At 69.2% G+C, this 26442-nt stretch carries 38 protein-coding genes and 1 pseudogene; 2 read left to right on the plus strand and 37 right to left on the minus strand.

The window, feature by feature from the left end:
- Window positions 1-164 precede the first annotated feature (164 nt).
- On the plus strand, window positions 165-1598 hold the full coding sequence (locus ABZ904_RS29035; protein WP_361826429.1) for a hypothetical protein: 1434 nt from the start codon (window positions 165-167) through the stop codon (window positions 1596-1598).
- Entirely contained in the window at window positions 1595-3046 is a 1452-nt protein-coding gene (locus ABZ904_RS29040; RefSeq protein WP_361826432.1) for a hypothetical protein, read from the plus strand. The genes ABZ904_RS29035 and ABZ904_RS29040 overlap by 4 nt, the downstream gene beginning before the upstream one ends.
- A 249-nt stretch (window positions 3047-3295) precedes the next feature.
- Here ABZ904_RS29040 and ABZ904_RS29045 read toward each other — a convergent pair whose 3' ends face one another.
- The 37 genes and pseudogenes from ABZ904_RS29045 to ABZ904_RS29225 all read right to left on the minus strand — a co-directional run bounded on the left by ABZ904_RS29045 (window position 3296) and on the right by ABZ904_RS29225 (window position 25607).
- On the minus strand, window positions 3296-4195 hold the full coding sequence (locus ABZ904_RS29045; RefSeq protein WP_361826435.1) for a hypothetical protein: 900 nt from the start codon (window positions 4193-4195) through the stop codon (window positions 3296-3298).
- A 110-nt stretch (window positions 4196-4305) separates the two neighbouring features.
- A complete protein-coding gene (locus ABZ904_RS29050; protein WP_361826438.1) occupies window positions 4306-5058 on the minus strand; it encodes a hypothetical protein in 753 nt (250 codons plus the stop codon).
- Window positions 5059-5257: 199 nt separating this feature from the next.
- On the minus strand, window positions 5258-5620 hold the full coding sequence (locus tag ABZ904_RS29055; RefSeq protein ID WP_361826441.1) for a UDP-N-acetylmuramoylalanyl-D-glutamate--2,6-diaminopimelate ligase: 363 nt from the start codon (window positions 5618-5620) through the stop codon (window positions 5258-5260).
- Entirely contained in the window at window positions 5620-6144 is a 525-nt protein-coding gene (locus ABZ904_RS29060) for a C39 family peptidase (RefSeq protein WP_361826444.1), read from the minus strand. The genes ABZ904_RS29055 and ABZ904_RS29060 overlap by 1 nt, the downstream gene beginning before the upstream one ends.
- A gap of 36 nt (window positions 6145-6180) precedes the next feature.
- On the minus strand, window positions 6181-7272 hold the full coding sequence (locus tag ABZ904_RS29065; RefSeq protein ID WP_361826447.1) for an ATP-grasp domain-containing protein: 1092 nt from the start codon (window positions 7270-7272) through the stop codon (window positions 6181-6183).
- Window positions 7269-8069: a diaminopimelate epimerase gene (dapF, locus tag ABZ904_RS29070; protein WP_361826450.1), complete on the minus strand. Its 801-nt coding sequence runs from the start codon at window positions 8067-8069 to the stop codon at window positions 7269-7271. The genes ABZ904_RS29065 and dapF overlap by 4 nt, the downstream gene beginning before the upstream one ends.
- Before the next feature lie 59 nt (window positions 8070-8128).
- Window positions 8129-8374 (minus strand): hypothetical protein, encoded by a 246-nt coding sequence (locus ABZ904_RS29075; RefSeq protein WP_361826453.1) that lies wholly within the window; start codon window positions 8372-8374, stop codon window positions 8129-8131.
- An 83-nt stretch (window positions 8375-8457) separates the two neighbouring features.
- Complete coding sequence (locus ABZ904_RS29080) at window positions 8458-9000, minus strand: NUDIX domain-containing protein (RefSeq protein ID WP_361826456.1); 543 nt, start codon at window positions 8998-9000, stop codon at window positions 8458-8460.
- Window positions 8997-9344: a hypothetical protein gene (locus ABZ904_RS29085; RefSeq protein ID WP_361826459.1), complete on the minus strand. Its 348-nt coding sequence runs from the start codon at window positions 9342-9344 to the stop codon at window positions 8997-8999. Before ABZ904_RS29085 ends, ABZ904_RS29080 begins: the two co-directional genes overlap by 4 nt.
- Before the next feature lie 134 nt (window positions 9345-9478).
- Complete coding sequence (locus ABZ904_RS29090) at window positions 9479-10324, minus strand: helix-turn-helix transcriptional regulator (protein ID WP_361826462.1); 846 nt, start codon at window positions 10322-10324, stop codon at window positions 9479-9481.
- Window positions 10325-10352: 28 nt separating this feature from the next.
- A complete protein-coding gene (locus tag ABZ904_RS29095; protein WP_361826465.1) occupies window positions 10353-10865 on the minus strand; it encodes a DUF6879 family protein in 513 nt (170 codons plus the stop codon).
- Window positions 10843-11073: a hypothetical protein gene (locus tag ABZ904_RS29100; RefSeq protein WP_361826468.1), complete on the minus strand. Its 231-nt coding sequence runs from the start codon at window positions 11071-11073 to the stop codon at window positions 10843-10845. The genes ABZ904_RS29095 and ABZ904_RS29100 overlap by 23 nt, the downstream gene beginning before the upstream one ends.
- 170 nt (window positions 11074-11243) lie before the next feature.
- Entirely contained in the window at window positions 11244-11435 is a 192-nt protein-coding gene (locus ABZ904_RS29105) for a hypothetical protein (RefSeq protein ID WP_361826547.1), read from the minus strand.
- A 119-nt stretch (window positions 11436-11554) separates the two neighbouring features.
- Window positions 11555-11788: pseudogene (locus ABZ904_RS29110) on the minus strand (transposase family protein); the annotation flags it as partial.
- Complete coding sequence (locus ABZ904_RS29115; RefSeq protein WP_361826471.1) at window positions 11757-11897, minus strand: hypothetical protein; 141 nt, start codon at window positions 11895-11897, stop codon at window positions 11757-11759. The pseudogene ABZ904_RS29110 and the gene ABZ904_RS29115, both read right to left, overlap by 32 nt.
- A gap of 889 nt (window positions 11898-12786) precedes the next feature.
- The gene (locus ABZ904_RS29120) at window positions 12787-13632 is read right to left on the minus strand and encodes a DNA-processing protein DprA (protein WP_361826474.1); all 846 of its coding nucleotides are present in this window, start codon (window positions 13630-13632) and stop codon (window positions 12787-12789) included.
- A 77-nt stretch (window positions 13633-13709) separates the two neighbouring features.
- Complete coding sequence (locus tag ABZ904_RS29125) at window positions 13710-14216, minus strand: single-stranded DNA-binding protein (protein ID WP_361826477.1); 507 nt, start codon at window positions 14214-14216, stop codon at window positions 13710-13712.
- Window positions 14217-14366: 150 nt separating this feature from the next.
- A complete protein-coding gene (locus ABZ904_RS29130) occupies window positions 14367-14798 on the minus strand; it encodes a hypothetical protein (protein WP_361826480.1) in 432 nt (143 codons plus the stop codon).
- A 468-nt stretch (window positions 14799-15266) separates the two neighbouring features.
- Window positions 15267-15884 (minus strand): cell envelope biogenesis protein OmpA, encoded by a 618-nt coding sequence (locus ABZ904_RS29135; protein ID WP_361826483.1) that lies wholly within the window; start codon window positions 15882-15884, stop codon window positions 15267-15269.
- A gap of 95 nt (window positions 15885-15979) precedes the next feature.
- Window positions 15980-16357 carry a hypothetical protein gene (locus ABZ904_RS29140; protein WP_361826486.1) on the minus strand — a complete coding sequence of 126 codons (378 nt, stop codon included), beginning with the start codon at window positions 16355-16357 and terminating at the stop codon, window positions 15980-15982.
- Between the two features lie 121 nt (window positions 16358-16478).
- Window positions 16479-16802, minus strand: a complete 324-nt coding sequence (locus ABZ904_RS29145) for a hypothetical protein (protein WP_361826489.1) — start codon at window positions 16800-16802, stop codon at window positions 16479-16481.
- A 77-nt stretch (window positions 16803-16879) separates the two neighbouring features.
- A complete protein-coding gene (locus tag ABZ904_RS29150) occupies window positions 16880-17188 on the minus strand; it encodes a hypothetical protein (RefSeq protein WP_361826492.1) in 309 nt (102 codons plus the stop codon).
- Window positions 17185-18414, minus strand: coding sequence for a ParB N-terminal domain-containing protein (locus ABZ904_RS29155; RefSeq protein WP_361826495.1), 1230 nt, complete (start codon window positions 18412-18414; stop codon window positions 17185-17187). The genes ABZ904_RS29150 and ABZ904_RS29155 overlap by 4 nt, the downstream gene beginning before the upstream one ends.
- Window positions 18415-18878: 464 nt before the next feature.
- Window positions 18879-19190 (minus strand): hypothetical protein, encoded by a 312-nt coding sequence (locus tag ABZ904_RS29160; RefSeq protein WP_361826498.1) that lies wholly within the window; start codon window positions 19188-19190, stop codon window positions 18879-18881.
- A gap of 111 nt (window positions 19191-19301) precedes the next feature.
- The gene (locus tag ABZ904_RS29165) at window positions 19302-19916 is read right to left on the minus strand and encodes a hypothetical protein (protein ID WP_361826500.1); all 615 of its coding nucleotides are present in this window, start codon (window positions 19914-19916) and stop codon (window positions 19302-19304) included.
- Window positions 19917-20013: 97 nt separating this feature from the next.
- Complete coding sequence (locus ABZ904_RS29170) at window positions 20014-20214, minus strand: hypothetical protein (protein ID WP_361826503.1); 201 nt, start codon at window positions 20212-20214, stop codon at window positions 20014-20016.
- Window positions 20211-20501, minus strand: coding sequence for a hypothetical protein (locus tag ABZ904_RS29175; RefSeq protein WP_361826506.1), 291 nt, complete (start codon window positions 20499-20501; stop codon window positions 20211-20213). Before ABZ904_RS29175 ends, ABZ904_RS29170 begins: the two co-directional genes overlap by 4 nt.
- A gap of 109 nt (window positions 20502-20610) precedes the next feature.
- Window positions 20611-20745 (minus strand): hypothetical protein, encoded by a 135-nt coding sequence (locus ABZ904_RS29180; protein WP_361826509.1) that lies wholly within the window; start codon window positions 20743-20745, stop codon window positions 20611-20613.
- Window positions 20742-20966, minus strand: coding sequence for a hypothetical protein (locus ABZ904_RS29185; protein ID WP_361826512.1), 225 nt, complete (start codon window positions 20964-20966; stop codon window positions 20742-20744). Before ABZ904_RS29185 ends, ABZ904_RS29180 begins: the two co-directional genes overlap by 4 nt.
- Entirely contained in the window at window positions 20963-21169 is a 207-nt protein-coding gene (locus ABZ904_RS29190) for a hypothetical protein (protein ID WP_361826515.1), read from the minus strand. The genes ABZ904_RS29185 and ABZ904_RS29190 overlap by 4 nt, the downstream gene beginning before the upstream one ends.
- A gap of 118 nt (window positions 21170-21287) precedes the next feature.
- Window positions 21288-21794 carry a hypothetical protein gene (locus tag ABZ904_RS29195; RefSeq protein ID WP_361826517.1) on the minus strand — a complete coding sequence of 169 codons (507 nt, stop codon included), beginning with the start codon at window positions 21792-21794 and terminating at the stop codon, window positions 21288-21290.
- A 103-nt stretch (window positions 21795-21897) separates the two neighbouring features.
- Window positions 21898-22104, minus strand: coding sequence for a hypothetical protein (locus ABZ904_RS29200; RefSeq protein ID WP_361826520.1), 207 nt, complete (start codon window positions 22102-22104; stop codon window positions 21898-21900).
- A complete protein-coding gene (locus ABZ904_RS29205) occupies window positions 22097-22582 on the minus strand; it encodes a hypothetical protein (protein WP_361826523.1) in 486 nt (161 codons plus the stop codon). Before ABZ904_RS29205 ends, ABZ904_RS29200 begins: the two co-directional genes overlap by 8 nt.
- On the minus strand, window positions 22575-23267 hold the full coding sequence (locus ABZ904_RS29210) for a hypothetical protein (RefSeq protein ID WP_361826526.1): 693 nt from the start codon (window positions 23265-23267) through the stop codon (window positions 22575-22577). The genes ABZ904_RS29205 and ABZ904_RS29210 overlap by 8 nt, the downstream gene beginning before the upstream one ends.
- A gap of 265 nt (window positions 23268-23532) precedes the next feature.
- Window positions 23533-24537, minus strand: coding sequence for a DUF932 domain-containing protein (locus ABZ904_RS29215; RefSeq protein WP_361826529.1), 1005 nt, complete (start codon window positions 24535-24537; stop codon window positions 23533-23535).
- Window positions 24538-24682: 145 nt separating this feature from the next.
- Window positions 24683-24928, minus strand: coding sequence for a hypothetical protein (locus ABZ904_RS29220; protein ID WP_361826532.1), 246 nt, complete (start codon window positions 24926-24928; stop codon window positions 24683-24685).
- A 331-nt stretch (window positions 24929-25259) separates the two neighbouring features.
- Window positions 25260-25607, minus strand: coding sequence for a hypothetical protein (locus tag ABZ904_RS29225; protein ID WP_361826535.1), 348 nt, complete (start codon window positions 25605-25607; stop codon window positions 25260-25262).
- Window positions 25608-26442: the final 835 nt, after the last annotated feature.

Here is a 26442-nt window from a genome sequence, read left to right on the forward strand (position 1 = left end):
CGATGGTCGGGGTTCATGGCCGTCAGCCTGGTCGGGGTCGGCGGGTGAGCTGACCGTATGGAACACACGCACGCCCGCGCACTCAGCACCGACGGCCGCCCCACCTCGGCGGGACCGGTGAGCTGCCCTGGCCACGGCGTGCGGCCCGTTTCGGGGGCACGGCGGTGAGCCGCGTTGGGGCAGGCGTCCGGCGCGGCGTGATGGCGGCCGACCAGTTCACCCAGATTGCCAACGGCCTGTTCCGCGACAGCCGACTTTCCTACAAGGCGAAGGGGATCTTCGGGTACGTCAGTACGCACCGGGACGGCTGGCAGGTCACCCTCGCCCACCTTGTTGCCGTAGGGCCTGACGGGCGGGAGGCGGTCCGCGCCGGCCTGAAGGAGCTGGAACGGTACGGCTACCTCGTCCGTGAACGCCTGCGCCGGGCGAACGGAACGCTCGGCGAGGTCGTCTACTCGATCACCGACCGCCCCGCCACCCTCGACGTCGCCCTGCTGGAAGCCACCTCAACCCTGGCGAACGACGACGAACACGACGTCGGCTTCGGCGCGGGGATCCGGCGCGGCGTGATGGCGGCCGACCAGTTCACTCAGATCGCCAACGAGCTGTTCCGCGACAGCCGGCTGTCCTTCAAGGCGAAGGGGATTTTCGGGTACGTCAGTACGCACCGGGATGGCTGGCAGGTCACTGTCGCCGAACTGGTGCGCCGCGGCCTTGAGGGCGTCGACGCGGTCACCACTGGGCTCAAGCATCTGGAGCGGCACGGATTCCTCTACCGCACCCGCGAGCGCAACCCCGACGGCACGCTCGGCCAGGCGCTGTACTTCATCACCGACCTGCCCGCTCCACAAAACCCCAGGTCGCAACCAAGGTCGGGTTTTCCAAGATTGGCTGAGCCTACGTTGGCTGATCCCGGTACTAAGAACACCAACAGAAAGAAGACCAACAAGCAGAACACCAGCCCCGTCCATCCGTGCCGCGGCGACGCGACACGAGCACCTGGACGGACGCACCAGCCGGACACGCCAATACCCCCGCCAGCCGCGCCCGCGGCGGATGAGATGCACGCAGGGATCCGCCTGCTGCTCGAACTCGGGGCGGCTCGCCCCGAGCTGCTGCTGACCGGGCAGGCGCTGACCGATCAGGGCCGCGTCGTGACCGTGATGCTCGAGGCCGGCTGGAGAGCTGAGCAACTGCGGCACGTCATCGCCGCCCGGCCCCTGCCGAATCCGGTACGGACCACGGTCGGCGCGATCATCGCTGCCCGCCTGCGCGCTGCCCAGGCCTACCCGCCGCCCGCCCTCGTGGCCGACCACCACGACCAGCCCGTGCGGGATGACCCGCGGCCGCAACCGAGCACCGGATCCGCCGCCCGCCCGGTGAGCGAGGCGCTGACCTACCGGGCCCTCGTCGAATGCTCCGGCTGCGGCGTGCCCGGCATTGCCCCCGGCGAGGACCTCTGCCCGGACTGCCTCGGCTGGCCGCTGTGTCGCACCTGTCCCGGCCCCACCCCCCGGCGCGCCCACCCCGACGGCGACGACCGCTGCACCACCTGCGCCACCGCTCTGACCGATCAACCGGAAGGAAGCAGCCCGTGACAGACACGCCCCGCACACCGCCGCCGACCGAGGCCGCGCATCACGAGCGCCCCTTCGCCCGGGACCCGCGGCGGTGGGACAGGGAACGCGCCCGCGTCTTGCGGAGCGGTCAAGTCCCTGACAGCACCTGTATGGCCGCCTGTGAGCCCGTGCTCGTCTACGAGCGCACCAGGTGGGGCTGGCTTGCCTGGACTGTCCCCAGCGACGGCAGCACGCCTGAGATCCCCCACCAGGTCGGGATGCTCGCGCCGGCTGCTACCGGCATGCAGCGCCTGGCCCTTCGCTGGCTGACTCGGCGCCCTGCACAGCGCATGGCCCTGGGCCGCGTCCCCGGATCCCTGCGGTTCTCCGCAGCTGCCGTCGCCCTCATCAGCCTGCTCACCGGACGGTACGCCGCGAGCCACGGGATCCCCGTCGACGTCGTGCTACCGGCGACACTCCTCACCCCACTGCTCGCCGAGCGCCTGCCCGACTGGCTGGACGCCCGGGCCGTTGAACGCGTACGCGTCGTCGAAGGCGATGGCCCCTGCCGGTACTTGCAGCGCCTCGCCACCCTGCACACCTCGCTCGTCGAGGCCGCCGCCGACAGCGACCACTGTGAGCTGCGCCGCTCGGCCGAGGTCGGCCAGCACCTGCTGTGGGATGCCGCAGGCCTGCTCCAGACCCGTGACACTCGCGCGGCCTCAGTGGACCTCATTGCCCGCGAACGGCTGATGTTCCAACTCGCCCACCAGGTCGCCCAGATCCTCAACGCCCCCGCGGAGGACGGCACAGCCGCCGCCAACCCTGTATCCGCCCCCGGGCGGCCCCTTGGCCCGTACCCGCCCGCAGCCCCGCCGACGACCGATCCGGCGCCTCGATACACACCGACCCCGCTACAGAAGGGAACCTTTCCCATGCCCCAGCCCGGACCCAGCCCGGCTGTCCCCATTCCGGACGTCTACTTCCTGTTCGCGCACGAGCCGTACTACCCGGCTGCCGCCCAGGAGATCAACACCACTGTCGTGGCCGCGGCTTCCCTGCTGCACCCCCGTGTACGGCAGCCCGACGGCGCCCGCATCCACGACCGCCTCACCCGCGGTCGCCGGCCGGGTGAGATCGTGCCGTTGTCCACGCTCACCCACGAGCTGGACGGAGGTGCGCGCTGGCCGGAGGTCGGGGACTGGGAGGCAGTCACCGAAGACTTGCTGCAGCTCATCGGTGACCGCGACTGCGACGCCCTCAACTTGGACCTGCCGGACATCGCCCGCGCTCTGGTGTGCGCTGGCCCGCGCAGCGAGGTCCGGGCCGTCGACCCGAAGTCTGGGGTGCATCGGGTGTACCGGCCCGCCGACCGTGTTGAGGTTCTCGGTCAGGTCGGCAGGCAATTGGCCTGGGCGGAAGCGGGATCTCCCCTGTGGCCGGGCGACGGCCTGGTGCTCCCGCTCAACTCCGCTGGTAACAGCTGATGGCCGGACTTGTCGGCTGGTGGCTGGGCTCCGCCACCGCAGGCGGGGACGGCACGTGACGCGGAAGTAGAAAGGGGATCGGTAGCGATGGTCGGCCCCGCGAAGCCGTGCGGCTTCGCGGGGGAGAGGTGGCTGGCCTCTCCATACCGGCCATCGTGCGTTCCTCTGGCTCACCGGGTGTTCGTCGAACCCATAACCAGAGGTCGCGGTCTTACGGTATCCCGTCTGCGGGGCGGTTCCGCGCTGCAGTCAGGAGGATGGGGAGCGGCGTGCTGCCAGGTCCTCGATCCGCGATCGCTTCCAGCGCTGCTGTCGGGGTCGGCCGGCACTGCCGCGTCGGTACTCGTGCCCGTCGGGCTGCTCGAGCTCGGGAAAGGCACCGTGGCTGAGTGCGCTGATGAAGTTGTCGGCGCTCTTGTAGCCGAGGATTCGGGCTGCCTCTGCGGCACCGATCAGGTCCTTGGCCGGGTCTTGGTCGGCGGGCGGCAGTACGCCGCGTTCGCGTGCGGCGGCGATCACTGTGGCGCGGCGCCACTTCTTGCGGGCGCGGCCGCGGCCTTCCTGCACGAGGGAGTCCGGTTCCGGCAGCTCGGGGATGCCGCCTTGGTACAGGACGCTGGAGAACGAGGCGACGCTGCCGTATCCGAGCAGCGCTGCGACCTGGGCTGTGCCCAGCAGCTCGTCGGGATCACCCTCGACCGGCACCTCGGGCAGTGCGGCACCCGGAGCGGACCTGCGTCGGCCCTTGCCGGGCCGGTTGGTGGCCCACTCGACGATCGTGCCGCGGCGCCACCTCGGGCTCTCGACGTCCTCGTCGGGCTCGGGGAAGTATCCGGGCCGGTCGCGGACGTAGGCGTCGATGGTCGAGGTGCGGGCGTAGCCGAGAAGCTGGGCCACTTCCCGCTTGGTCAGCAGCTCGTCCTGGTCGGCCTCGAGTACGGCGGCCGGGAGTGTGCGCTTCTTCGGGGCACGCTGCGCGAAGAACGCTGCGACCTCGTTGTGGCGCCAGAACCGCTTGCGGCCCTCGGTGTGCGCGGCCGCGGGGAATCCACTGTTCGGGTCGTTGCTCCACGCACTGATCCGTGGCTTGCTCGTGCCGAAATCCGCCACGATCTGCGCGGTGTCGACGAGCCGCTCGGCGGAAGACATCAGGTCCCCTTCGCAAGGATCAGCAAGGCGGTGCCGGCACCCGGACGAGGGCGACAAGTTCCACAATGCCAAACGAAATGCTTTGCTGTCCAGCCCGACGCCAAAACGGCCTACAGCACTTCCTCGTCCAGCAGACACACCCCGAAGCGCGCTGCACGCTCCTCAAGCGCCGTGTACGCCATGGCTGCTGGCGCCGCCTCCCAGGTCACGAACGCTAGAGCGGAGACCGCCTCGCTGCGCGTCATCTCCTTCTCCCACGGCGCGCCCGCAGTGGCGCACCGCTCGGCGAGCAGGGCGTCGGACAGGCTCGCGGTCTCCCGGTCAACGCCGGCCCGGACGTCGGCGACGCCCTCGCACCAGGCGCGGTGGCCCGCAGACAGCAGGTCGTGCAGCGTGTCCGGGGCGGTCACGCTCTGGGCCCGGGCTGCAAGATCAAGCAGCAGGGCGGTGGGATTCACGGTCATGGTCATCTCCTTCATCCAATGTAGTGGGGGCCCGCTGCCTGGAGGGGAAACCTCCGCGCAGCGGGTGATGGTCATCAGCTGTGAGCGGTGCAGCCGTCGCACAGCGCGCGGCCGTCGTGGCGTGCCAGTTCGGGCTCCTTGCGGCTCCTTCGCCAGTGCCGCCCGTACCTGCTCCTCGAGGGCGGTGAACTCCAGGCCGTCGTCTGGGCAGACGACGCCGGGGTCCGGCGCGCCGCACCGCTCGGCATGCCGGATCAGGTCGGTGATACGCCAGTCCGCGCGGAAGCTGTCGCCCCGGGCCTGCTCGACCTCGGCGTACAGATCGGCCAGCCGCGGCCGCCAGCCGATGACAGCAGCACGTCGCGCTTGGAGGCGAAGACACACAGCGAGCAAGAACATGTCGGGAAGTCCCGGCCCAGTCGCGCGCCTGGTAGCGAGTCGTACGTCCGGCAATACGGCGCCGCCGCGTCGGGGTGCCAGTCCTTCGTGGTGTATGCCGTTGTCGTACCTGGGTGTGACAACGGCGTCGAAAGTCCTGCGGGCACGGGAGGATTCGGCCTGAGGCGTGGGCTTCAGCTGCGCTCCGCTCGGAGCCGGCTCACAGGCCCGTGACGGCCTGCCCGGTGAGCGCTTGGGCAATCTGCCAGAGCTGCCCGCCGCGGGACGCCTTCACGAGTAGAACGTCACCGGGGCGGAGGATGGATTGGAGGTAGGCGGCAGCGGTGGCGTTGTCGCCCACCATCGCAATGTCCGGAACCCCTGCCGCGCCTGCCGAGAGAGCCAGTTGCTTGGCGAGGTCTCCGCCGACCGCCACGACGAGATCGATGCCGCTCTCGGCTGCCATCCGCCCCACCTCGCGGTGAGCTTTAACGGCCTCGTCACCCAGCTCCAGCATCTCTCCGAGTACGGCGATCCTCCGGCCGCCTGTGGCCTCGGTCGTTTCGCCGTCTGCCTCGGTCATCAAGATTCTCCGTTGTGAATCAGGGGCGCGAAGGTGATCGCGCGGCCGGTGTAGGAAGGGGACAAGCGGCTGAGGGGGACGCGATCGTGCGTCTGGCCCCAGGCTGACGGGTCTCGGATGAAGATCGCCGGGTCGGGGCCAGCCTCGTAGCCGCGAAGGATGACGAGGTGGCCGCCTGAACGGCCGTCGTCGGGGAACTGCTCGGTCACGGACACGATGAGCGGAGCGTCAGCGAGGCGGCCGAGCAGTTCTTCGACGGGAACGGGCTCTGCGAGAGAAGACACTCCTAGGTCGGTCGCCAGGCTCGCGATCCCCGCGTGAAGTGCTCCACGCGGGGTCAGAATCTCATGCTTGACCGCAAGTTTCAGGAGTTCCGTCACCGTGGGCGCCTCGTGCCCGTAGGCGAGCAGGATCATTCTCAGCGATGCCAGGCCACACGCCCGGTTGGACCATTCGATCCTGTCTCCTAGTGTCCAGCCCCCGTGTAGATCCCACTCGGCGAGGTCGATGAGCTGACGGCACATGGGGACATCGTGGATGCGCGGCACAGCGGCAGGCTCCTACGGCGAGACGGCAGCCTCCCGAGTCAGTGTGGTGCTGGAGAACGCGGGAGTGAGCAGGGGGACATCGTATGGCGGGCGGGCCAGGGCCTCGTGCAGCATGGCCAATACGACGTCCGTGTGCGTGAGTCCGACCATCGCCGCCCCCACCGCGAAATTGCTGTCACGGGACATGCCCGGTGTGCTATTGACCTCCAGCACGTACGGCTCGCCGTCCTCGGTGAGGATGAAGTCGATACGGGCTGAACCGCGCAGCCCGATCCCGTCCCACAGCGTCCGGACGTCCCCGGCGATACTGTCCAGCACATCGGGCGCCAGCTCGGCGGCGCGCACGGTCACGGTTCCCCTGGAGTCCACGTCGAGCTTCGTGTCGGCGTCGTAGAACTCGGCTTCGGTGGCTTCGGTGGCCAGCGGCGGGAAGACGATGACGGAGCCGCCCGGAAGCTCCAGCAGCCCCACGGTCAGCGGCGTGCCGCTCACGTAGTCCTCTACGAGCACGGCCGCGCCCTCGTCGACGGTAGCGTCTGCCAGGGCGCCGGGCAGATCGACCGGGTCGAGTACGAGGCTCATGCCCACGCTGGACCCGCCGAAGGGCGGTTTGACCATCACGGGGCGCCCGTTCCAGTTCGCCGGGCCGCCGGTCCAGACATGCCAGCCAGGCGTAGGGACGCCGAGGGCCAGCATCACCCGCTTGCACAGGATCTTGTCGGCGGCCACCGCGGATGCCCCGACTCCGCTGCCGCAGTAGGGCATCCGAAGGTAGTCGAGCAGGCCCTGCAACCGGCCGTCCTCACCGTACGGCCCGTGGAGGTTCGAGAGCGCCACGTCGTACCCGACGAGATCCATGATGAAGTCCGGCTCACACGGATTCAGCACCTGCCAGCGGGCGCCGATCTCCTCCAGCGCCTCGGCCAGGGCGGTGACAGATCGCTGTTCGACGGGGCACTCCGAGTGGTAGAGCCTGTCCTCGGCGGACACCGGCCCACAGATGAGGGCGACGCCGAGGCCCTGGCGGCTCTGCCCCCATGTACGGAGGTCCTCGGCGGCTTTCTGCACCGCGAGGTCCGAGCTGGGGCTGAGGAAGAAAGTCATGCGAGTACCCCTTCGAAGGTGTTGGTGACTGGACCGCCGACCCATTGAGTTCGGTTCGGCCGAGCGTCGTGTGGCCGGACCGTGAGCGGCTCCCCGGCGCGGTTACGGACGGTGACGGCGCGTGGTGCGACCAGCCCGCGCATGGCCGCGACGATGACGGCTGCGACTGCCCCGCTTCCGCACGACAGGGTTTCCGCCTCGACGCCGCGTTCGTAGGTGCGGATCTTCAGTGCCTGGTTGCCGGCGGATTGAACGAAGTTGACGTTCGTGCCCAGCGGGGCCAGGGCGGGATGGTGACGGACGATGCGCCCGGCCACTACCGCGTCGATGGCGTCCACGTCGTCGACGATGGCGACGACGTGCTCGGTGCCGGTGTGGGCGCTGTCAAACCAAGTCAGTCTGCCGTTGATGACCGTCTGTAAGAGCCGGGGGAGGATTTTGCCCACCTCGGCGGTGACCCACACGGAGTCGTCCGACACGACCGCCTCGTGCATTACTCCGGCCATGCGGAGGCTCATCTGCTGGAAGCCGTGATCGCGGCGAGCGGCCCAGGCGGAGCATCGCAGGGCGTTGCTGCACATCGTTGCGATCGATCCGTCCGCGTTGAAGCAGGTGACTTCGAAGACGGCTGGGTCTTCGCTGACCAATCGGCTGATGATCAGCCCATCTGCGCCTACGCCGGTACGCCTGGCGCACATGCGCTCGGCCTCCTTGGGCCAGTCCTTGTCGTCGTCCGGTTCGAGGCCGGAAAGCAGGACGAAGTCGTTTCCTGCGCCGTGGATCTTGCGAAAGTGCATGACAGTGTTCCTCGCGTGGTGAGGTGAGAAGGATGGTGCGGTGCCCGAGCGGGCTGTGATCAGCGGCGTTCGAGGGGCCGGTAGGTGGTCCGGGCCTCTCGCATGATCAACGGGGTGCGTCTGGCGAAGTGCAACACGCGGTGGGCCGAAGTGCCGGCGGACCTCATGTCCTGGACCCGCTGATACTGGCCGTCGAGGAGGATGAAGTCGCCTATGCGGACATCGGTCGGCGGCCTGGTGACCCCTACTGTTCCGACAGGCGGAGGGGATATGGAGGGCTGCTCCTTGGTCTTGCGCTCGTACATTCAGCCTCTCCAGGTGCCCAGTAGGAGTAAGCCGCCGATTGCGACGAGGCCTACTACATAGGCGAGTTGCTGGTTTCGGGGGCTCATCGCATTCCGATCAGGTGGCGTTCCACGCGGCTGCGGATTGCTGGGATGCCGATCTCTGCAAGAGGCATCCAGGCGACTGCGCCCGTTTCGATCATTGAGGGGAAGACCGCGCCCGAGTGGGCCCGGAAGAGATAGCGGATGCCAACCCGGAGGCGAGGGCCGTACCTGTGCTGCCCTGGCCTGGTCACATCGACCAGGAAGGGGCTCTCGGAGCCGGGCTGCGTCCAGACATCCCGGATGCCGACCTCCTCGGCCAGCAGACGAAGCGCCGCCTCGCTGAGGGATTCGTCCTCGGCTTCCGGCTCGGCCTCCGCAAGCGCGTGGCCTCCCTCGTGCCGCAGACACAGGACGCGATTGCGCTCATCGACGACGACGGCTCCAGTCATCACGAGGGGACAGCGCCGGTCGTGGGTGCAGGATCGGCGTCGCGAGTGGTCGAGCGCCGCGTCGTAGAGGGGCATCAACGCCATCTGCTCGGCGGGGTGTTCGTGGATGTAGTGGGAAAGCTCCCGAATGATCTGGTCTTCTCTGACGCTCACGGCGCATCCAGTCCGTTCCGCTGGGAGTAGATCCACAGCAGCCGCCGCGTCAGAAGGGCGACATCGCGGAGGTACATGAACGTTCCGAACGTAGGCGTTTCGACGGTCGGCCGGTTCGTGAGGTCGATCAGGCTGATCCCCTCGCGGATCAGCTCCCGCACCTCGCTGTCGTCTTCGGCGCCCAAGTCCTCGCCGAGCAGCCGGTTCAACTCGCCTGCCATCTTCGGCAAGTGCCTGTCCATTGTTGCGCGGGTCGTGGTGCCCATCCGCAAACCAAGGACGGCATCCGTCTGGGAGGAGATCACCGCTACGTCGAAGGCGGAGCCATCGGCCTCAGCGTCCATGGCCGCCTCCAACGTCTTGCCCGTACTTGCCACAGTCATGACTGGCCCTTCCGGTGCACGCTTTCAGCCGTGCCAATAAAGCTAGGAAGGGGGAGGGATAAGGCTCCACGAGTGTGCCCGAACTTGCCGGGCGTTCACCCTAGAGATTCGATGGCAGCGGTGATGATTTCACGCGCGGCGGGGCCGTAGACGGCAAGCGTGGCCAGCTCGCTGAACGTTTGGGCATACATGGCAAGTTCGTTTTTCTGGACGACGGTGAGATGAGCAGAGACCAGTTCGACGTTCACCAGCTCGTCGTCGTACAGGAAGAACCCCTCGACGGGCCACAGACCCGAACGGTCGGCGTCCTGGGGGATGATGCCGATGCTCACCGACGGGAGGGCCATGGCGCTGAGAAGGTAGCCAAGTTGGCCCGCCATCACGTCCGTGCCGCCGATACGGTACCGCAGGACGCTTTCTTCCAGGACGATGGCGAACTTGTGATTCCCGTAGACGACCTGTTGCTTCTCCACACGCACCTTGACGGCCGCCGGAACGTCGTCAATGAGTCCTCGGCGGTCACGAATGGAGGTCAGAAGTGCGGTGATGTACGAGGCCGTCTGCACAGGGCCGGGGATGAGCCAGGGCGAGTAAATGCGAAAACGATCGGTGCGCTCCCAGAGAGGAACCACGGACTCCTGCGCCCACTTGAGCCCATGGCGCTCCATCTTACGCCACTCGACATACATGCCCTCAATTCCGCGCGCTGTGGAGATGAGATCCTCTGCCTCACCCTCTGCGCCGCACGCGGAACACCAATCGCGAAGGTCGCGCTCCGAGGGGGTTCGCGTTCCGCTCTCGAAGCGCGAAGCCTTCGACTCATGCCAACCCAGGCTCTGGGCCAGCGCTCGCTTGGTGAGTCCGGCCGCTTTCCGGATCTCGGCCATGCGTTGTCCGAGTGCCTTGCGGGCTTCCTGGACGCTCGAAGACGGCGATGTCATGTTGGTGTGGTCGGTGCTGTTCGGACTGTCAGGCCAGCTCGAACTCGGCGTGCGGCGTTGCCCGCTTCCACACGGCTTCGAAGGCCGACTCGCACAGCTTCGCCACCTCCGGGTCCTCCGTGAGTTCGACCTCCATGTTCTCTCCCTCGCCGTCGAAGTGATTGACGAGGACGACGTGGGAGTCGAACAGCCAGAAGTCGTTGCCCGGAAGCGCGATGTCGGTCGCGTTCCGCCGCGAGAGCCATCGCACGCCTTCGCCGGCAGCGATGTTCAGTCCGTCCGTCACGTCGTACTCGAAGCGGATGTACTCGCTGACCGGTGTCGAAACGACGCGTGCGCGTCGAACCTCGACATCTCGCGAGGTCGCCTCCGCCACAATGGCGTGCCAGTCAGCCCAGCGCTCGGCCGGATCGAGGACCACACCGGCCTTCCAGTCGATGAAGGCCGGGTCCGACTTCATGTAGGCGTCGCGCATCTCCAGGTGGACCGCAGTCCTCTGGCAGTCGCGGAACAGCTCTTCAAACGTCGGGGTCCTCGTCACGCTTCTTCACCTCCTGGAAGAACTGCACCATGCGCCGGGGGATCTCCACCACCGTCTCGTGTCCGGGGATGTCCATCTGCCCGAGTCGCTCGACGTCCTCCACCTTCCAACCCTGTACGAGGTAGGTGTCCTTCTCGTCGTCCAGGTAGACGGTGGGGGAGCCGCCGCTGGGGCTCTCCGGGTCCTTACCGAGCTTAATCAGGGTCATGATGACCTCCTCGGGTGTCGGTAACGATCGCTGTGCCAGAGCTTGCCCGCAACTCAGCTGCCGAGCCAGGAACTTGCCAAAACTTGCCAGGGCTTCGGGTGGAGACCCTAACGGTGTGGTGCGCGGCTGAGGTTGGGGTGTGTTGGCCTGGTGGGTTGGCTGATGGGTGATTACTGCTCTGCGGTGGGTTCGGAGACGAGGCCGGTGATGGCCGGATGGGTTTCGGTGTAGTACTCGTAGTGGCCGAGGTACCGCTGGAGGGGCCTGCACTGCTTGTGGTCGGCGTTGGCGTGCTCGACGCATGTCCGCTCCGAGGATTGCTTTTTGTGGGCCGCTTCCCAGGCGGTGACCTTCTTGGCCACGTGTCCTTGGCGGGCTTGTTCGGCGGCGCTTGGACCTGGTCGGGAAACCGTTTGGCCGGGCCCCGGTATCCGGCATCTACCTTGGTCTTGACCTGCGGGTATTGCTCGAGGAGGGTTTTGATCCCCTCGGTCTTGACCGCCGTCTGATCATGCATACGGCTCGGCCGGACCGTGCCGGTCCACAGAGTCCGGCCCTGTCCGTCGGTGATGACGGTGGCCTTCTTGGTGTTCTGCCGCATTGTGCCGGACACGAACGCACGCTGGCCGGGGCGGCCCGCTTTCGGACGCCGGATTCGTGCCTCGGTGCCGTCCAGGGGTAGCTCAGCACCCTTCGGTGGCGTAGGCGAAGACATTGGCCAGCGTGTGCAGACGCAGTCCCGCCTCGCCGGGGACGGTGAAGCCCCGCGCCGCCAGGAGCGGACGGATCTCATGGACAGCCCGCGTGAGGGTGGAGCGGTCCACGCCGTAGAAGACGGCGAGGGCGGCGTGCGGAAGTGGAACCGCAGGATCACCAGGGTCGCGGTCACCCGATCGGTGAAGACCAGTTGATGGCTGGGCCCGCCGCGCTCGGCGTGCAGACGCTCATGGCCTCGGTGTTCGCCCAGCCGGGACTCTTCCCGCGCCATCCACAAGCTGGCCAACTCGGCGATGAGCGCCCCGAGTCGACGCCTCGAGATGCCCGTGCAGATACGATGCGAGAGAGCCGTACGGGCCAAGGATCGCTTCACAACCATCCCAACCCGTACGGCTCTCCTCACGTTCCCGACCAGCCGAAACCGCTGTCGTACACAACGCCGCAAGCGGAGAAGTCTGGTCGACGGCGCACGGCTGCATGTAAGCCGCGGTGATCGGCTAGGTGGACGTGGTGCGCCTACTCACTCCGGAAATCCTGGCTTCAGCGACCAAGGAGCAGGCTGATCGCCAGGACCAGGTGATGGTGATCCCGACCCAATTCAGCCCCGGATTCCTGCTTCGGGTGAGTCCTACTGCGGCGGCTTGCCTCTCAGGGCCGGCCTTGTTGGCTCTGTCCCCGAGGGGGCGTGCTGTGTCAGGCCAGGGTGGTCAGGCTCTGGGCGAGGGAGCGCGCTTCGGGTGCGAGGGCGTCGAGGATGTCCCGCGCGTAGGCGGTGTCGGGCCGGGCGGTGAGATCTCGGAAGGTGGCCCATCTCGGCGATCAGCTGTAGGGCTTGCCGTGCTTGGTGGACGGCGTTCTCTCGATGGGCGAGGAACTGTTCGGCGTGCTGGAGGGCCTGGTGCCGAGTGATGTGTTCTTGTTCGACGAGCTGGGTGAGGGGCAGCGGCGGAGTCGTGGCCGGCCGATCGGCCGAGGACGGAAGGGCGGTGGGGCTGGTCAGCGCAGGGCGGCGAGCGCGTGCGCGGGGTCGGGGACCAGGACGGCGCGCTGCTCGGCGAGCAGGCGGACGTTGCCGTCGGCGCGCACGTCGTCGGTGGGGGGCGTTACGAGCAGGGGCCGGTGGAGGTCGGCTGCGACCTCGGCGGTGTGCATCGCCGCCTGGGCGTAGTTCAAGGCCTCGATCAGCACCACCGCGCGCACGAGGGCGGCGAGCAGGGCGGCGCTGGCCTGGAGCGTTGCTCCGCTGGCCGGGGTGCCGGGCCGGAACAGGCTAACCACTGCGCCTCCGCCCGCGGGGATGCAGCTCAGCAACTGGGCGTGGTCGTGCGGGTGGGCGCGGTCCAGGCCGCGCGGCAGGACGGCGAGCGCCGCCTGCCCGGTCTGGGCAGCGGCCCGCTGGGCGGCGGCGTCGACGCCGTAGGCGAGTGTGGCGGTGACTGTGTGCCCGGCCGCAGCGAGGGCGGTGGCGAAGGTCTGCGCACGGGCGAGGGCCTGCACAGTGGCGGCCCGGTTGCCGGTCACGGCCACGGCGCGGGCGGTCAGCCGGGGCAGCTGCTCGTGTCCGCGCACCCACAGCCCCAGCGGGCAGTCGGCACCGAGGTCGGCCAGGGCGGCGGGCCACACGTCGTCCGACGGGATGACGAACTGGCATGTCAGCTGTGCGTTGGCGAGTTCCTCGCGCGGCATGTACTCGGCCAGGCGGCCGCTGGCGTCGTGGCGGACGCTGTACTGCCAGACGTCCTCGGGGGAGTGATGGGCGAGACGGACGGCGACCTGGTGGGGCGTGAAGTGGGTGGCGAGCGCAGCGCGGGCGGCGCGCTCGGATAGGGCGGTGCTGGGCACGGCGTACCTCCGTGAGGGAACGGCGGCCGGCGGGCATGCCGGGGCCGCTACGGGCGGTGCGGAATCGAATGGAGCGGTCAGCGGCCGGTGCGGCTGGGCGTGGTGACTGCGTCCCTGGAACGGCGCGGCGATGACTGCCACCAGTCGGGGGCGGGAGCTGCGGCCGGGCGGGGCGGTTCGGCGCGGTGCGCGGCTTCGGGGGCGGCGGCCGCACGCGGGGCCGGGGCGCGCCCGGCGAGGACGGCGGGCAGGGTGTCGTCGATGTAGGCGACGTGGTGGGCGAGGTCTACGCCGACCTGGGCCGAGTCGAGGTGGAGCTGGTTGTCTCGCAGCGCTAGGTTCCCGGTGGCGATCACGTGGACGGCGGCGGTGAGGCATTCGGCGACGTGCCGGGCGAGCGGCCCCGTGACGGTGCAGATGACGGGGACCGGCTGGCCGTCGCCCCACTGCCCTCGGGCACGGTCGTACTCGCGAGGTACCTGAACCACGGTGAACCGGGCGGCGGGCGTGCCGCGTTCGGTGTGGCGCAGTTGCACGACTCCGCGCACGCGGCCGCGGATGACAGCGGTGGTCTCTCCGCTCATGGAGGTACTCCTCGATGCGACGAACGGTGACGAACGGTCTGGTGGTGCCCGGGAGCCATCCAGGCAAGTTCCATAATACTTCACATGGGGCGGGTGTCATCCCCTTTTCCTTCGGGGCGGAGGCACCCGCCGCTCAGGCCGGCTCCCGGCCTACGGCTCGCGCAACTCCCCCTCCGGGTCAACCCCTGCGGCTGGCCGGGGCGTTCGGCAGGGCCCGGGCCCCTCGCAGCAGGTCGCCGCGGCGGCGTTGTCCCGCTGGCAGGCCGGGCAGCGCCATAGCAGGCCGATCTCCCGGGCCGCCGTAATGATCGCTTCTCGGTGTACGGCGTCGGCCGCGCTCACCAACGCATCGAGCAAGGGCGGCCTGGGTGCGGCTTCCGTACCGCTGTCGTCGAGCACCACCGCGTCCTCGACCACGACCTGCAGCGGCACCGTGCCGTCCGGCCGGACGAGGTGCTCCGGCGCGCTGTCGAGGTGTACCGATACCCGGACGGCGCCGAGCCGGTGGTCGAGGTAGGCGAACACCAGGACGCCGTCGACCACCAGGCAGGGAAGACCGCCGTGGATGTTCGGGTGGAACACGGCGCGGCGGTTGGCCCGTTCGCCGGCCGGCGCCGGGGAACGGGAAATCGAGCGGAACGACCCGGGTGCGACTACTCCTGCTGATGGTCGCGGCGTACAGCGAGTAGCCCTCGTCTGGGCGCTCGTCGCGCTCGGCCCTGTAGGAGAAGTCCACGGCCGCGCGGTCGTCGATGGGCGGTTCGTCGGGAACGCCTTCCTCGCCGATGAGGTTGTCCCAGGCCTGGCGCACATGTTGGGCAAGGCCGCCAAGAGCCGAGACCTCGTCAGTGAACAGCTCGACGCCGTCCTCGTGCCGGTCCCAGCGGCGCAGCACCCAGGCCTCCCCCGGCGGGGGCGGTGGAATGTGCACGACGGTCGGCCCCTTGGGGCCGCCGAAGTCGAACTGCTCCAGCCACGGTTCGACGACGCTCGCGCCGGGCCATTCGCCCTTGCGCTTCTTGTGAGGTGCCGCTCGGTTGACCGGGAAGGCTAGGGCTGCTCCAGTCCCAGGGCGGTGCGCAGCAGGTCGAGCAGGGCGGCGTGGTCGGCGGGCAGGACGGCCTCGCGCAGGGTGCGCCTGCGCAGGATGGGCACGTTCAGGCTGATCCCGAGCGGGAGGCCGGGCGTGTCCTGGTGAGAGACGAGCCGGTAGTGCCGGGCGGCGATCATCCATGCCTCGTACCGGTCGGCGGGCCGTCCGCTGCGGGCGGTGTGCCCCTCGTCCGGGGTCAGTTCGGGACACGCGCACGCCGGATCGGTGCAGGGGCGGCCCGCAGGATGGGATGCGAGCACCGGCTGGGAGCGGTAATGGGTGGCGGTCCCGTTGAGCATCGGGCAGTGGGCGGCGGCGTAGGGCTGGCATTCCGGGTGTAGCGCGGGTTCGGGGGAGTAGCCCTGCTGCTGGTCGGCGGGGCGGATGATGACGAAGAACCGTTCCTCAAGCGGCTGGGCGCAGATCTGGCACAGGTGCTGGAGGAAGGCGCGGCGGGTGCGGTCGGCGTCGAGGCTGCCGAATACGGCGTGCCCGTTGTGGACCAGGGAGGCGTACGGCACGATCAGTCCGCCGGCCAGCGGCCGGGCGAGGCAGCGCACAGGGATGGCGCTCATCGAGTCACGCTCCGTTCGGGGAAGTTGCTGGTGAGGACGGGACGGCGGGCCGAGGGGCAGCGCTCGGTGCGCTGCCCCTCGGCCTTCGGGGCGGTCTAGGAGTCGGCCGGGGTGTCGGTGAGCTCGTTGCAGGAGGCCGGGATCTTCGGGATGCGGTACCGCTTCTCGCCCTGAGAGACGGTGAAGCGGGTGTTCTGCGGGTCCCGGCGCAGTTGCTCGGTGGAGTTCTCGTCCAACACGAAGTCGAAGCGGCCACCCGTCCTGTTGGGCTGTCCGACGGTGCCGGTCAGATGGCGCAGACAGGCCGGGCGGATCGTGGTGTTGATCCGCCCGATGCGGCCCGGCGAGATGACCGGGCGGCTGGCGGCGTCGAGTTCGACCAGGCGAGCGGCGGCCGCCTCCTGGATGGCGACCAGGGCACCGACCTCGGACACGTCGCCGACGAAGGCGCGAATCTCAGCAAGGGTGGGCATGGGTGTATCCCCTCTTCTGCTTTCGCGGGTTGGGTCGGGCGTCTCGTGCGCCCGGGAAACCGGCGGCCGGACGGCGCGCCGGGGTGGGCGCCGGATGCGCGGCGCCCACCGGCAGACGTGGTCAGTCGAGCGGGTAGAGCACCAGGGCGGCGACGGCGTTGCCGGGGATCTGCGGGAACAACCTTCGCAGTTCGGGGTCCCGCGCGAGTTCGCTCTCCAGCGGGTAGACCTCGCCGGTCAGCCCGTAGACGGGCGCGTAGCGGCCGATGTTGTAGGTGCTGAACGGCGAGTAGAGGTTGCCCTCGGAGTCGCGGGACAGGACGACCAGGGTCTCGCCCGGAAGACGGGCCCAGTCGTTGCCGACCAGTCGCCGCAGGACGTCGAGGGTGAGCGGCTGGTCTCCTTCGATCGGCTGCGCGGTGTCAGCAGAGCCGGACTTGGGCATGACGTACTCCTTGCAGGCGTGGGCGGTGGTTGCGGGGGCCGGGCACCATCGGTGCCCGGCCGTCATCCGCGTGCAGCTCAGGCGTCGGCGTTGTCGCTCCGGTGCGGGGCGAGGGCCTGCTCCTCGACCTCTGACAGCCGGTAGGAGCCCTGGTCGTCGTGACCGAGCTTCTCCAGGAGCAGCAGGTAGGCGGCCTGCTGGGGGGTGAGGTCCTCCCACAGGAAGCGGACCTGCATCAGGGCGTCGTTCCAGCCCTTCGGGTCGCGCATGTCGCGCTCGAAGGCGTCGGCGACGTGCGCGAACAGCATGTGCGCCAGCCGGGCCTTGGCGAGGGTGACCAGCTCCGACAGGCGGACCCGCCCGAACGGCGTCTCGGGCAGCTTCACGCCCAGCAGGTTCGCGACGTCCTCGGCCTCCTGCCGACCGGCCACTTGCCGTAGAAGCGGGGCAGATCCAGAAGCACCGAGGCGGCGAACTGCCAAGCCTCTTTCGGCAGGGCCTTGCTGGAGCGCGTCAGCCGGGAGACGAACTCCTGCCGGGGACCAGCCGCTGCCTTCCAGGCTCGGTTGCACGCGGTGGTGCGGGCCCGCTCGGCGGCCTTGGCCTTGTCCTCGGCCGTCTTCTCCGGCTTCGGCTTCGGGCGCGCCTTGTGCCCGTAGGCTGCCGGGTCGGCGCAGTACCACACCGGCTGGTGGTCGTCATCGAGCCGGGCGCTGTGGCCGGGGCAGTTCTTGTGGTTGTCCTCGGTCAGCGGGTTGCCCCGCTGGGTGGTCAGGTCTGCGAGCGGGCGGGCGGTGTCCTTCTCCCCGTACGGCAGCCGTGCGGGGAGAAGGGGGATCTCTGCCCGCTTCAGTGCGGCGATGGCTTCCGTGCGGGCGGCTCGCTCGGTCTGCTCGGCCTTGAGCAGGGCGAGTTCCTGGTCCCAGTGGCCGCGCCCGCCGTCCTCGGCTGCCTGGTCCCGGGCCAGCGCCCGCGACAGACGGTTCTCCGCGTCCGGCACGTCGGCGACCTCGGCGAGCGTGGCCATCTGCTCAAGGTCCATGCCCCCGGCCGACGCGCGACGCAGGGTGGCGTCGTCGAGCTGCTGGGCGCGGCCGAGCCGCTTGCCCGTGCCGCGCTTGAGCCCCAGGGCGCGCGCGGCGGCCTTCTGCTCGACCTCGTCCATCCCGATCAGGGAGAGTTCGGCAGCCTTGAGGGTGTCCTTGGCCGACATGCCCTCGCGCTGGTGGTTCTCGATCAGCGACAGGAACCGCGTCCACGCGTCCCGGCCGACCAGGTCGGCACGGACGAACGCCTTGATCTGCCGCGTGGTGTGGCCTTCCGCCTCGGCGGTGGCGTTGGCGATCTGCGCGGCCTGGGTGCGCCGCCAGCCCTTGAACGCGCCGTAGGTGCCGTCCGGGCGGGGCCGGACGCTGACGGGGTCCTGGACACCGACTGCCTTGACGGAGTTGATCAGGTCGTCGTCGGGCTCGGTGTCGTGCTCGCGGGCATTGCAGTCGTCGCGGACGATGGTGTCCGGGTCGAGCAGGACGGCGATCAGGTCTGTTTCGGCGGTGTCGGCTGGGGCGGCCTCGGCCGTCTGGTCGGCGAGGGGCGTGGTGGCTGTGGCCATGTCTGGCCTCCTTGGGCTGGTTGACGGACCTTCAGTGATGTCGGAGGGAGTCACCCTTCTCGACGTGTTCCAAAATACCTGACTTGGGGGGTGGGGCAACTGAATTGTTCAGCCCTGCCTCAGCGTCAAATGGCAGGCCAGGGCATCTGGCGGCGTCGGGCCCGGTGCACGGAGCAGGCGTACACGGCACGTGATCCGCCCTTAAGGCGGGGGATGGCTGTCACCTGCTCGGTGCAGGGCACGCCGCAGTCGACGCACCTGCGGTCGTCACCAGCCACGGGGGCCGGCGCGGGCAGCAGGGGAGGGGAGGGGAGGTGAGGGGAGGGGCGGGGCATGGCAAAACCTCCTTGTCGCGGGATGGAGTACTCGGGAGCGTTCGGCCACCCGGCAGCGCTTCTCGGTGGCATCCTGCGGGCGCTTAGCTGTGATGTCGGCAAGGCGGGCAGTGCGGCTCGGCTGCCGCATCAGGGCCCGGGAGGGCGGTCGAAAGCCACCTGGATGCCGTCGGGTTGAACGGTGACGGTGCGGCCTGGGCCGCTCATCAGCAGCGCGTAGGCCTCCATGTCCCGGTCGTAGCGTTCGACCTCAGGCTTGGGTGCCTCGAAGCGGGCTCCGGGTCGGATCGACCCCCAGGGCTCCAGCAGCCGCGCCACTCGCACCGCGCCCACCCGTGGCCCGGGGTAGATGAAGAATCCGGCCGTCTGCGTGTAGTCGACGTCGGTGAGGCCGTACGGCATGTGCCCGGCCATGGCCAACTCGACCGCAAGAGAGCGCACGTGCTCCGACTCGATCAGGTCGGTCGACAGTCCCGGCAGGTCCAGCGACGGGGTTCCGGCGCGCTGGGCGGCTTCGTGTTCGGCGCTTGCGCTCTCGGCGACCTGCTGGGCCTACTCGGCGTCGTCGTAGGTGTGCACGGATGCCCCGGTGAACTGGTCCACCAGGTCCCAACCGGCGCGCCCGGGGGCTGGCGCGACGGTAAAGCGCGCGTCGGGCTGCTCGATCGGGGGGTCGGCGAAGAACACGTGAGCGCTGCCGTGCGGCTCCGTCGTCACGAGTCCGGCCCGGCGCAGGATGTCGGCGAGGAACGGGGCGACGGCGCGTGAGGCCCCGCTGGGTGTGTGCCACCTGGCGATGGGGCATCGGTCGGCCAGTCCGCGTGGATGGGGGACGGGCAGGTCGGTGACGGCCCACCGCTCGTCGGGGCGGTCGGGGAGGGCCGACAGGGCGGTCCGCGCGCGGTCGACGGTGGCGGGCAGTCGCGACATGGTGGCGGTCTGCTGGGGCAGGAGGCGTCGACGGATGTGGTCGGCGGCGTGCCGGGCGGTGGCCTTGTCCTGGGTTTCGCCTGGGCGCGGGCGCGGCTGGGCGGTCACCGTGATGGGCTCGACAGTCGGGTCATCCGTGGTGGCCTGCTCGGGCAGTACCGCGGTGATGGTGATCCGGGTCCGGGGGCGGTTGGGGGTGAGTTCGAGGGTGCGGCCGTCGGCGTAGGTGATCCGCACCCGGCCCGGGGTGCCGTCCTGCTCGGTGCGCTGGGCGCCGAGGTGCTCGGCGACGTGCGGGCGAAGGACTCCAGACCGGCGGGGGTGGACAGGTCCATCAGGGGCTCTCCTGCGGGGCGGTGCGCCTGCGGCGCGGGAGCTGGGCATCGGGGCGGTCGGCGTGGCGCTCGGCGTCGGCGCGGTGGTCGTCGGCGGTGTATCCGGCGTCGCACGAGGGGTGGCAGAGCTGCCCGGGCGGGGCTTGGCAGGTCTCGCACTGCTCGTCGAAGTCCTCGGGGCTGAACGGCGGCAGGCTCACGGGGTGTCCTTGATCTGCTCGGTCACCTTGCGGGCGGACAGGATCGGGGTGGTCGTCGCCAGTTCTGCGCAGCTGGCCTTGCAGATCTGCGCCGCATTCGATGTGGGGATCTGGAAGTTGGTGGCCGGGCTGATCTGCCACGTGCGGCCGTGCGGGTCGGTGACGGTGTAGGTGAGGTACTGCGGGGCGTCCTGGCGGCCGTTGTCGCTCCAGGTGAGGCCGGCGGCCGTGAGGGTGCGGCCCAGTTGGGCGCAGCGTTCCGGGGTGGCGTGGTCGAACAATGCCACGGGGGTGGCTCCTCCCTCGACTCAATGCGACAAGTTCCACAATACGTTATGTGTGGGATGGGGCAACTGAGTTTTCAGGGGCTGCCCCACCCATCCGGCGCCGGTGCTCCTAGGGGCGCATGAGCACGTTGCTCCTGGGCGGCAGGGCGGCAAGTGCCTGGTCGTCGCGGTAGTCGGACACCTTCACGTAGCCGCCCGGCAGCGTGTCCAGGCGCAGTTGGTCGGGCCCCCAGTTCTCGATCACGCCAGGGGAAGGTTCTCGATGTCGTCCGCTTCAACCTGGCTGGCCCAACCGGTCAGGTCATTGCCGAACAGCCGCCGCCACTCCAGCAGGATGGGGAACAGCTGCCCGACGTCGTCGACCAGGGCGACCGCGCGGGCTTCGCGCGGGCCGGGGCACTTGGCGAAAGTGGGAGCGTTGGAGCGGGTGCGCTCGCCCAAGGTCATCAACCAGCGCATGATCACACCTTCTCCTTGGTCCCGGGGTACGCCTGGGCTCCCCTGCGGCGGGTGCGGCCGCGCCGCTGCGGGGCGAGCAGAGATGCGACCTCGCCCCGGTACTTGTCTGCGCGGGCCCTCTCCTCGGCGGCGCTCTGGAGGCAGTAGGGGGCCTTCCACTCCAGTACGCAGATGTCGCGGGCCAGCGAGCGCTTGCAGTCGGCCAGCATCAACAGCAGTACGAGGTGCGGGTGGGCCGTGAACCATCGCGCGATGGTCCACCAGAAGGTGACGGCGGCCTTCAGTTCTCGGTGGGCGGCCTGTGACTCTGCCGCGCTGCGGACGGCTTCAGCGTCTGCGTTCGCTGCGGCCCAGTTGAGGAACCGCAGCAGTCCAGGTGTCTTGCACAGCCTGGACGCGTTCAGGATCGGGGGCAGGTCGTCGCGCTGGGCGACGGTGTCGGCGCACGCGCGCAGAACGGCGGTGAGCGTCGCGGCCGTCTTCGATGACGGCTTTCCCGGCGGCGGTCGACAACGGATAGACCGACACTTCGGGGCGGCCGCCGTAGTCGCTGGGGTAGCGGGTCAGGCTGCCGTGGTAGCCGCTGCGGCCGTGGGCGAATCTCGGTAGGTCGTCGTCGGGGGCGGTGGTCTCGTAGGCGTCGGCCAGGCCGAGACAGGCGCGGACGGCGGTGAACTGGTCCCAGTAGCGAGGATGCTGGGTGCCGGTGACGTGCACGCTGCCGCGCATCGCGCCGTGCAGCTCGAACACGACGGCGGCTGTGCGCCGGGGGCCGGCGGTGGCGTGCACGATGCCGGAGGGCATCTCGATCGTGAGGGCGTCGGTGGTGGGCATGGGCGTTTCCTCTCGCGGTAGGGCGGACGGCAGTTGCGGGAAGTCGCGGTGCTGGCCGGGTCTGCCGTCCGCCCCGTGCCGTGGGGCGGACGGCGTCGCCTGGTTACTCCTGCGGCTGCTTGTGGCGGCGGAGGTTGCCCCGGTCGGTGAGGAAGGTCTCCTTGCCGCACGGGCACTTCGCCATGCGGCGGCCGTGCAGATGGGAGAACTTCGGGCCCGTCGCGCGGGCGTTGATGGTGCGGAGCGTGCCGGGGAAGGGCTCTTTGTTCGTGCAGTAGCCGTCCGGCGTGACGGCGGGCTTGTCACTCATGCGTGTTCTCCTCGGCGGGCTCGTCGGGGTGGTACAGGGCGGGCGCGGGGTAGACCAGAAGCCGCGGCCCGGCGACCTCGGGACAGGGAATGACCGCTTCCTGGAGCGCGCGGACCTCCATCGGATGCAGCCACCCGGCCCGCACGGTCCAGCCACATGCGCGGGCAAAGGGCTCGTCGGCGGTGGTGGCCACCAGGACGGCGTGACGCAGGGCGCTGTACTCCAGGGCGAACGTCAGTAGCGCAAGGAACCGCACGTACTCCTTGGCGCAGTGGGTCACACGCAGTGGCGCAGCTCCGACGGACAGGGACAGGTCGGCGGTGGCGGTCGTGTCGTTCGCGCGCTCGGCAACGATGCTGAGCTGGTGGCTGCCCTCGCCCAGGGCCAACAGCAGGGCGGCGAGGACGTTGGCGGCGCGGCCGACGGCGGATGCCGTGACGGCGTCACCGACGGTCCGGGTGACCTGGTGCTCAGGCATGGGCGGCCTGCCACGCCTTCGCGTTCCACTCGCGGGTCAGTGCGTCGGCGTAGGCGACCTCGCGAGCGGCCTCGGCGTCCAGAGCGGCCACCACCAGGACGCTGCCCCGGATCTCGTCGGCGCGGCGCTGGGCGGCTGCCGCCTGCTCCTGGCGCTCTATCTCGTCCTCCGGCACCCGCCGAACAAGATAGATCCGCTCGTCCCTGGCCAAGATCACGATGTGGCGGCGGAAGTCCTCGATCCGCGACGGGCGGGCCGGGCCGGTGGTGGTGTCGGCCAGCGTCGCGCGGGCCTTGGCGAGTAGCTTCGCCACTTCCTCGGTAGCCTTCACGCCCGTGTCCCGCAGGTGCTGGTTGCGGCCGTAGTAGACGCGGGCCCTGTCCCGGACCGGGGCGTCCTCAACCGGGGCGTAGATGCTGATCACTCGGCGGGCGTAGGCGTCGCGCTGGTCCCGCCCGGCCTGGGCGGCACGCGCGGTGTCGGTCACCTTGCCCTGCGTCCAGCCCAGCGCGGCCGCAGCGCACGACGTGCCGTAGTACGCGACATCTTCGGCGGTGCCGTCCTCGTTCCCGTCGGCGTCCAGCGGCATCAGCGCGACCGTGCGCTTGAGTCCGCGGCGGCCGCAGCAGCCGCACTTGTCGAAGTCGTCGACGATGCCCTTGATCTTCCACTTCGGGGTGCTCATGAATGGCCTTCCGTAGGGCGGTGGGTGGTGTGGCGAGCTGCTGGCCATTCGCAGGCGCAGCTCGGGCGAGGTCTCCTTGGCGCGCGGTCTGCTCCGCAGACGCGACGCGCTGCCGCTACGCGGCAGGGGCCGGCGGGGAGCGCTCCGCGCTCCTGATGGCGGGTGAGCGCTCCGCGCGCGGGGCCGCGTGCGGGCCACTGCTGGCCGGTGGGGGCCGGGCGGGCACCCGAGGGGGAGTTCTGGTGCCCGCCCGGCGGTCAGGGGGTCAGACCGTGGTGAGGGCGAATGCCCTTTCCATCAGGTCGTTCGCCGCTCCGCTGATGACCCGCTCGGCGCGGGAGGCGGCCTTGTCGGCGTCCGTCTTGCCCCGGGCCGGGGCGACGTGGTTGGCGTACTCGGTCAGGGCGTTGTATGCGGCCCACCGCGTGCCCCGGATACCGGCCTGGGTGTCGGCGTGCTCGAACAGGTTCGAGATCGCCCCCCAGCGCTGGCGCTGGTTGGTCTTCGTGCGGGCGTGGTCGCTGGCCTTGACCGGCCACAGTTCGTCGACCACCGTCTTCAGCTCGCTGAGCGTCATCTCGGCCTCGATCATGCGCCGAGCGGCCTTCTCGAACTCCTCGGCGTAGCGGAACGTTAGACCGAGGGCGGAACGGGCCTGCGCGATGCGGGCCTTGGCTCCGGCCGTGTGCCGGACCACGAACGAGGAACGGGCCCCCTGGATGGCCGCGCGCATGGTGTTCGCACACACCACCCGGACCGGCGTCACCACGATGCGGAACGCGCTGCCTCCGTCGTGGCTGTTGAACGCCGCGATATACAGGTCAACGCCGTCGTCCCGGCCGATCGTGAGGCTCTGCGGCATCTTCATCGTCAGGAACACCTGACGGCCGTCCTTGAGCGATCCACCCGTCTCGAAGTGCGCGCCGGACTCGTCGGCCAGCAGGTTGAGGAACTCGGCGTGCTCCTCGTTCTGCACGGGGTGGTAGTCGGTGCCGACCACTCCGAGCGTCTGCGTGCGGCCGGTCTTCGGGTGCGTCCGCGCGGTCGCGAAGTGCTGCGCGACCTCCACCGGCGTGGTGCCGTCGGCCGTGATCTCGGTCGCGGTCAGGGGCAGCAGACGCACGTTCCACCCGAACAGAGACGCGAGGCGCATGGCCTCCTCGGCGGTCATCGCGCCCTCGGTGACGGTGCCCAGCTTGTGCCACGCGCTCTCGTTGGCGGAGACGAACGCGGCGGTCCCATCGGTGAACTGCTCGATTTCGTGAGCCACTTGGGCTTCCCTTCGGTGATGAACTTTGGTGGTTCGGGAGGGGGCCACCCTCCCGAACTAGTTCCAAAATACCTGACTGTGAAGGTGGGGCAACCGAATAAATCTCCGGCGCGCCCCACCCCCGGGGCCGCGCCCTGACCTGCGGCTACGGCATCTGGAAGTGCTGCGGCAGGGCTGTAATGCTCTCCGCGTGCACTCCGGTGAGCGCGGTGCACAGCTTGCCCCGCGTGTAGTCACTGAGGCGGTACCTCACGGACTCCCGCCCCTGGGCGTCCAATTGGCGGCCGACCTGCGTCACCCAGTACCGCCCGTGGCAGCATTCCTGCGACCCGTGATAGCTGACCAGCTGCCCGATACAGGGGCCGTTCTCATCGTCCAGGGCGGCGGCCACGTTAGACAGCGCTGTCCCGAAAGTATGGGGGGGGCAACGGCACGTCAGCCAGTGCGGGCGCCGTGTGACCGGTCCGCACGCCCCAGACCCAACCCACCTCGAACAAGGCTCGGGCCAGCTGGCGCACGACATACGTGACACCGGTGTCGGCGGGGAGTTGCTTCAACGCGGCCTGAAAAGCGGCCTCCATCTGCTCTCGCTCGCCCTCGCTCGCCGGAACGGCGCGGCGGGTGGGCTCAATAATCGTCATACTCACAGTGACTGTTCCTCCGGTTGGTGTGGGTGCTGGGGCTGCCCCCGGGGACCGGACGTCCGGCCCCCGGGGAGAGGGCTACTTCAGTCCGCGTGTCCGCATGAATTCACTGATGCGGAAGGCGATAGCACGTACCGATAGGGAACCACCCCGGAAGGAACCGAGAATTCGGGGCCCGGTGTCGCTGTCGTGGATGACGTTGAACTCAAACCCCTCAGCAACCGGCAGAAGAATGCGAACGGGACCGGCCGTGGTGTCGAAACGAACCGACGTCGTATTGTCGTCTCGATTGTGCTCGATCACGGCATCCCGAAGCAATTCCGGACGCGGGAGGAAGTTCGCGATTCGACGGGCCTTGGCGGCCTGCGGAGTCTTGATCTCCTCCGCTCCGGAAGTGACCTTGCCTGCGCTGATGACGATTTCCACGTAAACGCCTTTCTGCCGACGAACGTTGGTGATGGGGGCGGGAGCCACCTCCCCCCTTGCAAGTTCCACAATACATCATAGGGATCTGTTGCACTACGCCACGCGCAAACTCCTGCACTATCTCCTGCGCTATTCCCTGACTTCGGCCAGCGGCCGGCCTCGCAACACCCCAGGTCAAAAGGCCTGTTACTCATGGTCGGGGAACTGACATCCCCTCTGCTGCCGCTGCTCCCTGCCCGAATGAGAGAAAGAGGTGGGGGCGGGCACGGGCGGCGCGGCGGCATCGGGGATCGGGGCCGGGCGTTCGGGTTGCGCGTCGGCGGGGGCCTCCGCGCTCGGACGCTGGCTCGCCTTGGTGGCCTGTGGGCGCGTGGGTGAGGCTGCGGCCAGAAGCCACCAGGGGAGCGGTGCGAGGCACACGTTTATCCGAACGAATTGGGCGCAATCCAGGCTGAATTGACGGAATTTTAATTTCCCTTGATTGGGAAGGAATTCGGAAATCGCGCGAATCCATGCTTCGGAAGTTAAGAGAAAGGCCATCAAAAGAATTTGATGGCCCGTCAGAATCTGGAAAAGCGCGCCCCCTTGTTGCGCTTTTACAGGAATTCGCGGAGCGAATTCCTGCGCTCGGATCGCGGAGCGATTCGAGCTGTCGTCACGGAGTGGCGACAAACCAATTCCCTTGCTCCGCAAGGGAATTGGCCCGCCGCGTAGCGGCGGCGCGTCGTGTCTGCGGAGCACCGCCATGCGCAGGGGCCGCTGGCGCCCCGGCCGCCGTACGCACGCGTACGCGATCTTCGGCAGCGTCGAGATCGACCTGAGCGAGGCCATTTTC

Source organism: Streptomyces sp. NPDC046900, assembly GCF_040644975.1.
Taxonomy (GTDB): domain Bacteria; phylum Actinomycetota; class Actinomycetes; order Streptomycetales; family Streptomycetaceae; genus Streptomyces.

What these genes read in the sequence shown, in the direction of transcription:
- ABZ904_RS29145 (WP_361826489.1), bottom strand. Translation starts at nt 16,802, where the DNA reads ATGCCCAAGTCCGGCTCTGCTGACACCGCGCAGCCGATCGAAGGAGAC.
- ABZ904_RS29155 (WP_361826495.1), bottom strand. Translation starts at nt 18,414, where the DNA reads ATGGCCACAGCCACCACGCCCCTCGCCGACCAGACGGCCGAGGCCGCC.
- ABZ904_RS29190 (WP_361826515.1), bottom strand. Translation starts at nt 21,169, where the DNA reads ATGCTGGCCGACTGCAAGCGCTCGCTGGCCCGCGACATCTGCGTACTG.
- dapF (WP_361826450.1), bottom strand. Translation starts at nt 8,069, where the DNA reads ATGCACTTTCGCAAGATCCACGGCGCAGGAAACGACTTCGTCCTGCTT.
- ABZ904_RS29055 (WP_361826441.1), bottom strand. Translation starts at nt 5,620, where the DNA reads ATGACCGAGGCAGACGGCGAAACGACCGAGGCCACAGGCGGCCGGAGG.
- ABZ904_RS29205 (WP_361826523.1), bottom strand. Translation starts at nt 22,582, where the DNA reads ATGCCTGAGCACCAGGTCACCCGGACCGTCGGTGACGCCGTCACGGCA.
- ABZ904_RS29045 (WP_361826435.1), bottom strand. Translation starts at nt 4,195, where the DNA reads ATGTCTTCCGCCGAGCGGCTCGTCGACACCGCGCAGATCGTGGCGGAT.
- ABZ904_RS29075 (WP_361826453.1), bottom strand. Translation starts at nt 8,374, where the DNA reads ATGTACGAGCGCAAGACCAAGGAGCAGCCCTCCATATCCCCTCCGCCT.
- ABZ904_RS29090 (WP_361826462.1), bottom strand. Translation starts at nt 10,324, where the DNA reads ATGACATCGCCGTCTTCGAGCGTCCAGGAAGCCCGCAAGGCACTCGGA.
- ABZ904_RS29065 (WP_361826447.1), bottom strand. Translation starts at nt 7,272, where the DNA reads ATGACTTTCTTCCTCAGCCCCAGCTCGGACCTCGCGGTGCAGAAAGCC.
- ABZ904_RS29135 (WP_361826483.1), bottom strand. Translation starts at nt 15,884, where the DNA reads ATGAGCGCCATCCCTGTGCGCTGCCTCGCCCGGCCGCTGGCCGGCGGA.
- ABZ904_RS29050 (WP_361826438.1), bottom strand. Translation starts at nt 5,058, where the DNA reads ATGTTCTTGCTCGCTGTGTGTCTTCGCCTCCAAGCGCGACGTGCTGCT.
- ABZ904_RS29140 (WP_361826486.1), bottom strand. Translation starts at nt 16,357, where the DNA reads ATGCCCACCCTTGCTGAGATTCGCGCCTTCGTCGGCGACGTGTCCGAG.
- ABZ904_RS29085 (WP_361826459.1), bottom strand. Translation starts at nt 9,344, where the DNA reads ATGGACGCTGAGGCCGATGGCTCCGCCTTCGACGTAGCGGTGATCTCC.
- ABZ904_RS29210 (WP_361826526.1), bottom strand. Translation starts at nt 23,267, where the DNA reads ATGAGCACCCCGAAGTGGAAGATCAAGGGCATCGTCGACGACTTCGAC.
- ABZ904_RS29200 (WP_361826520.1), bottom strand. Translation starts at nt 22,104, where the DNA reads ATGAGTGACAAGCCCGCCGTCACGCCGGACGGCTACTGCACGAACAAA.
- ABZ904_RS29060 (WP_361826444.1), bottom strand. Translation starts at nt 6,144, where the DNA reads ATGTGCCGTCAGCTCATCGACCTCGCCGAGTGGGATCTACACGGGGGC.
- ABZ904_RS29125 (WP_361826477.1), bottom strand. Translation starts at nt 14,216, where the DNA reads ATGAGCGGAGAGACCACCGCTGTCATCCGCGGCCGCGTGCGCGGAGTC.
- ABZ904_RS29100 (WP_361826468.1), bottom strand. Translation starts at nt 11,073, where the DNA reads ATGACCCTGATTAAGCTCGGTAAGGACCCGGAGAGCCCCAGCGGCGGC.
- ABZ904_RS29195 (WP_361826517.1), bottom strand. Translation starts at nt 21,794, where the DNA reads ATGCCCACCACCGACGCCCTCACGATCGAGATGCCCTCCGGCATCGTG.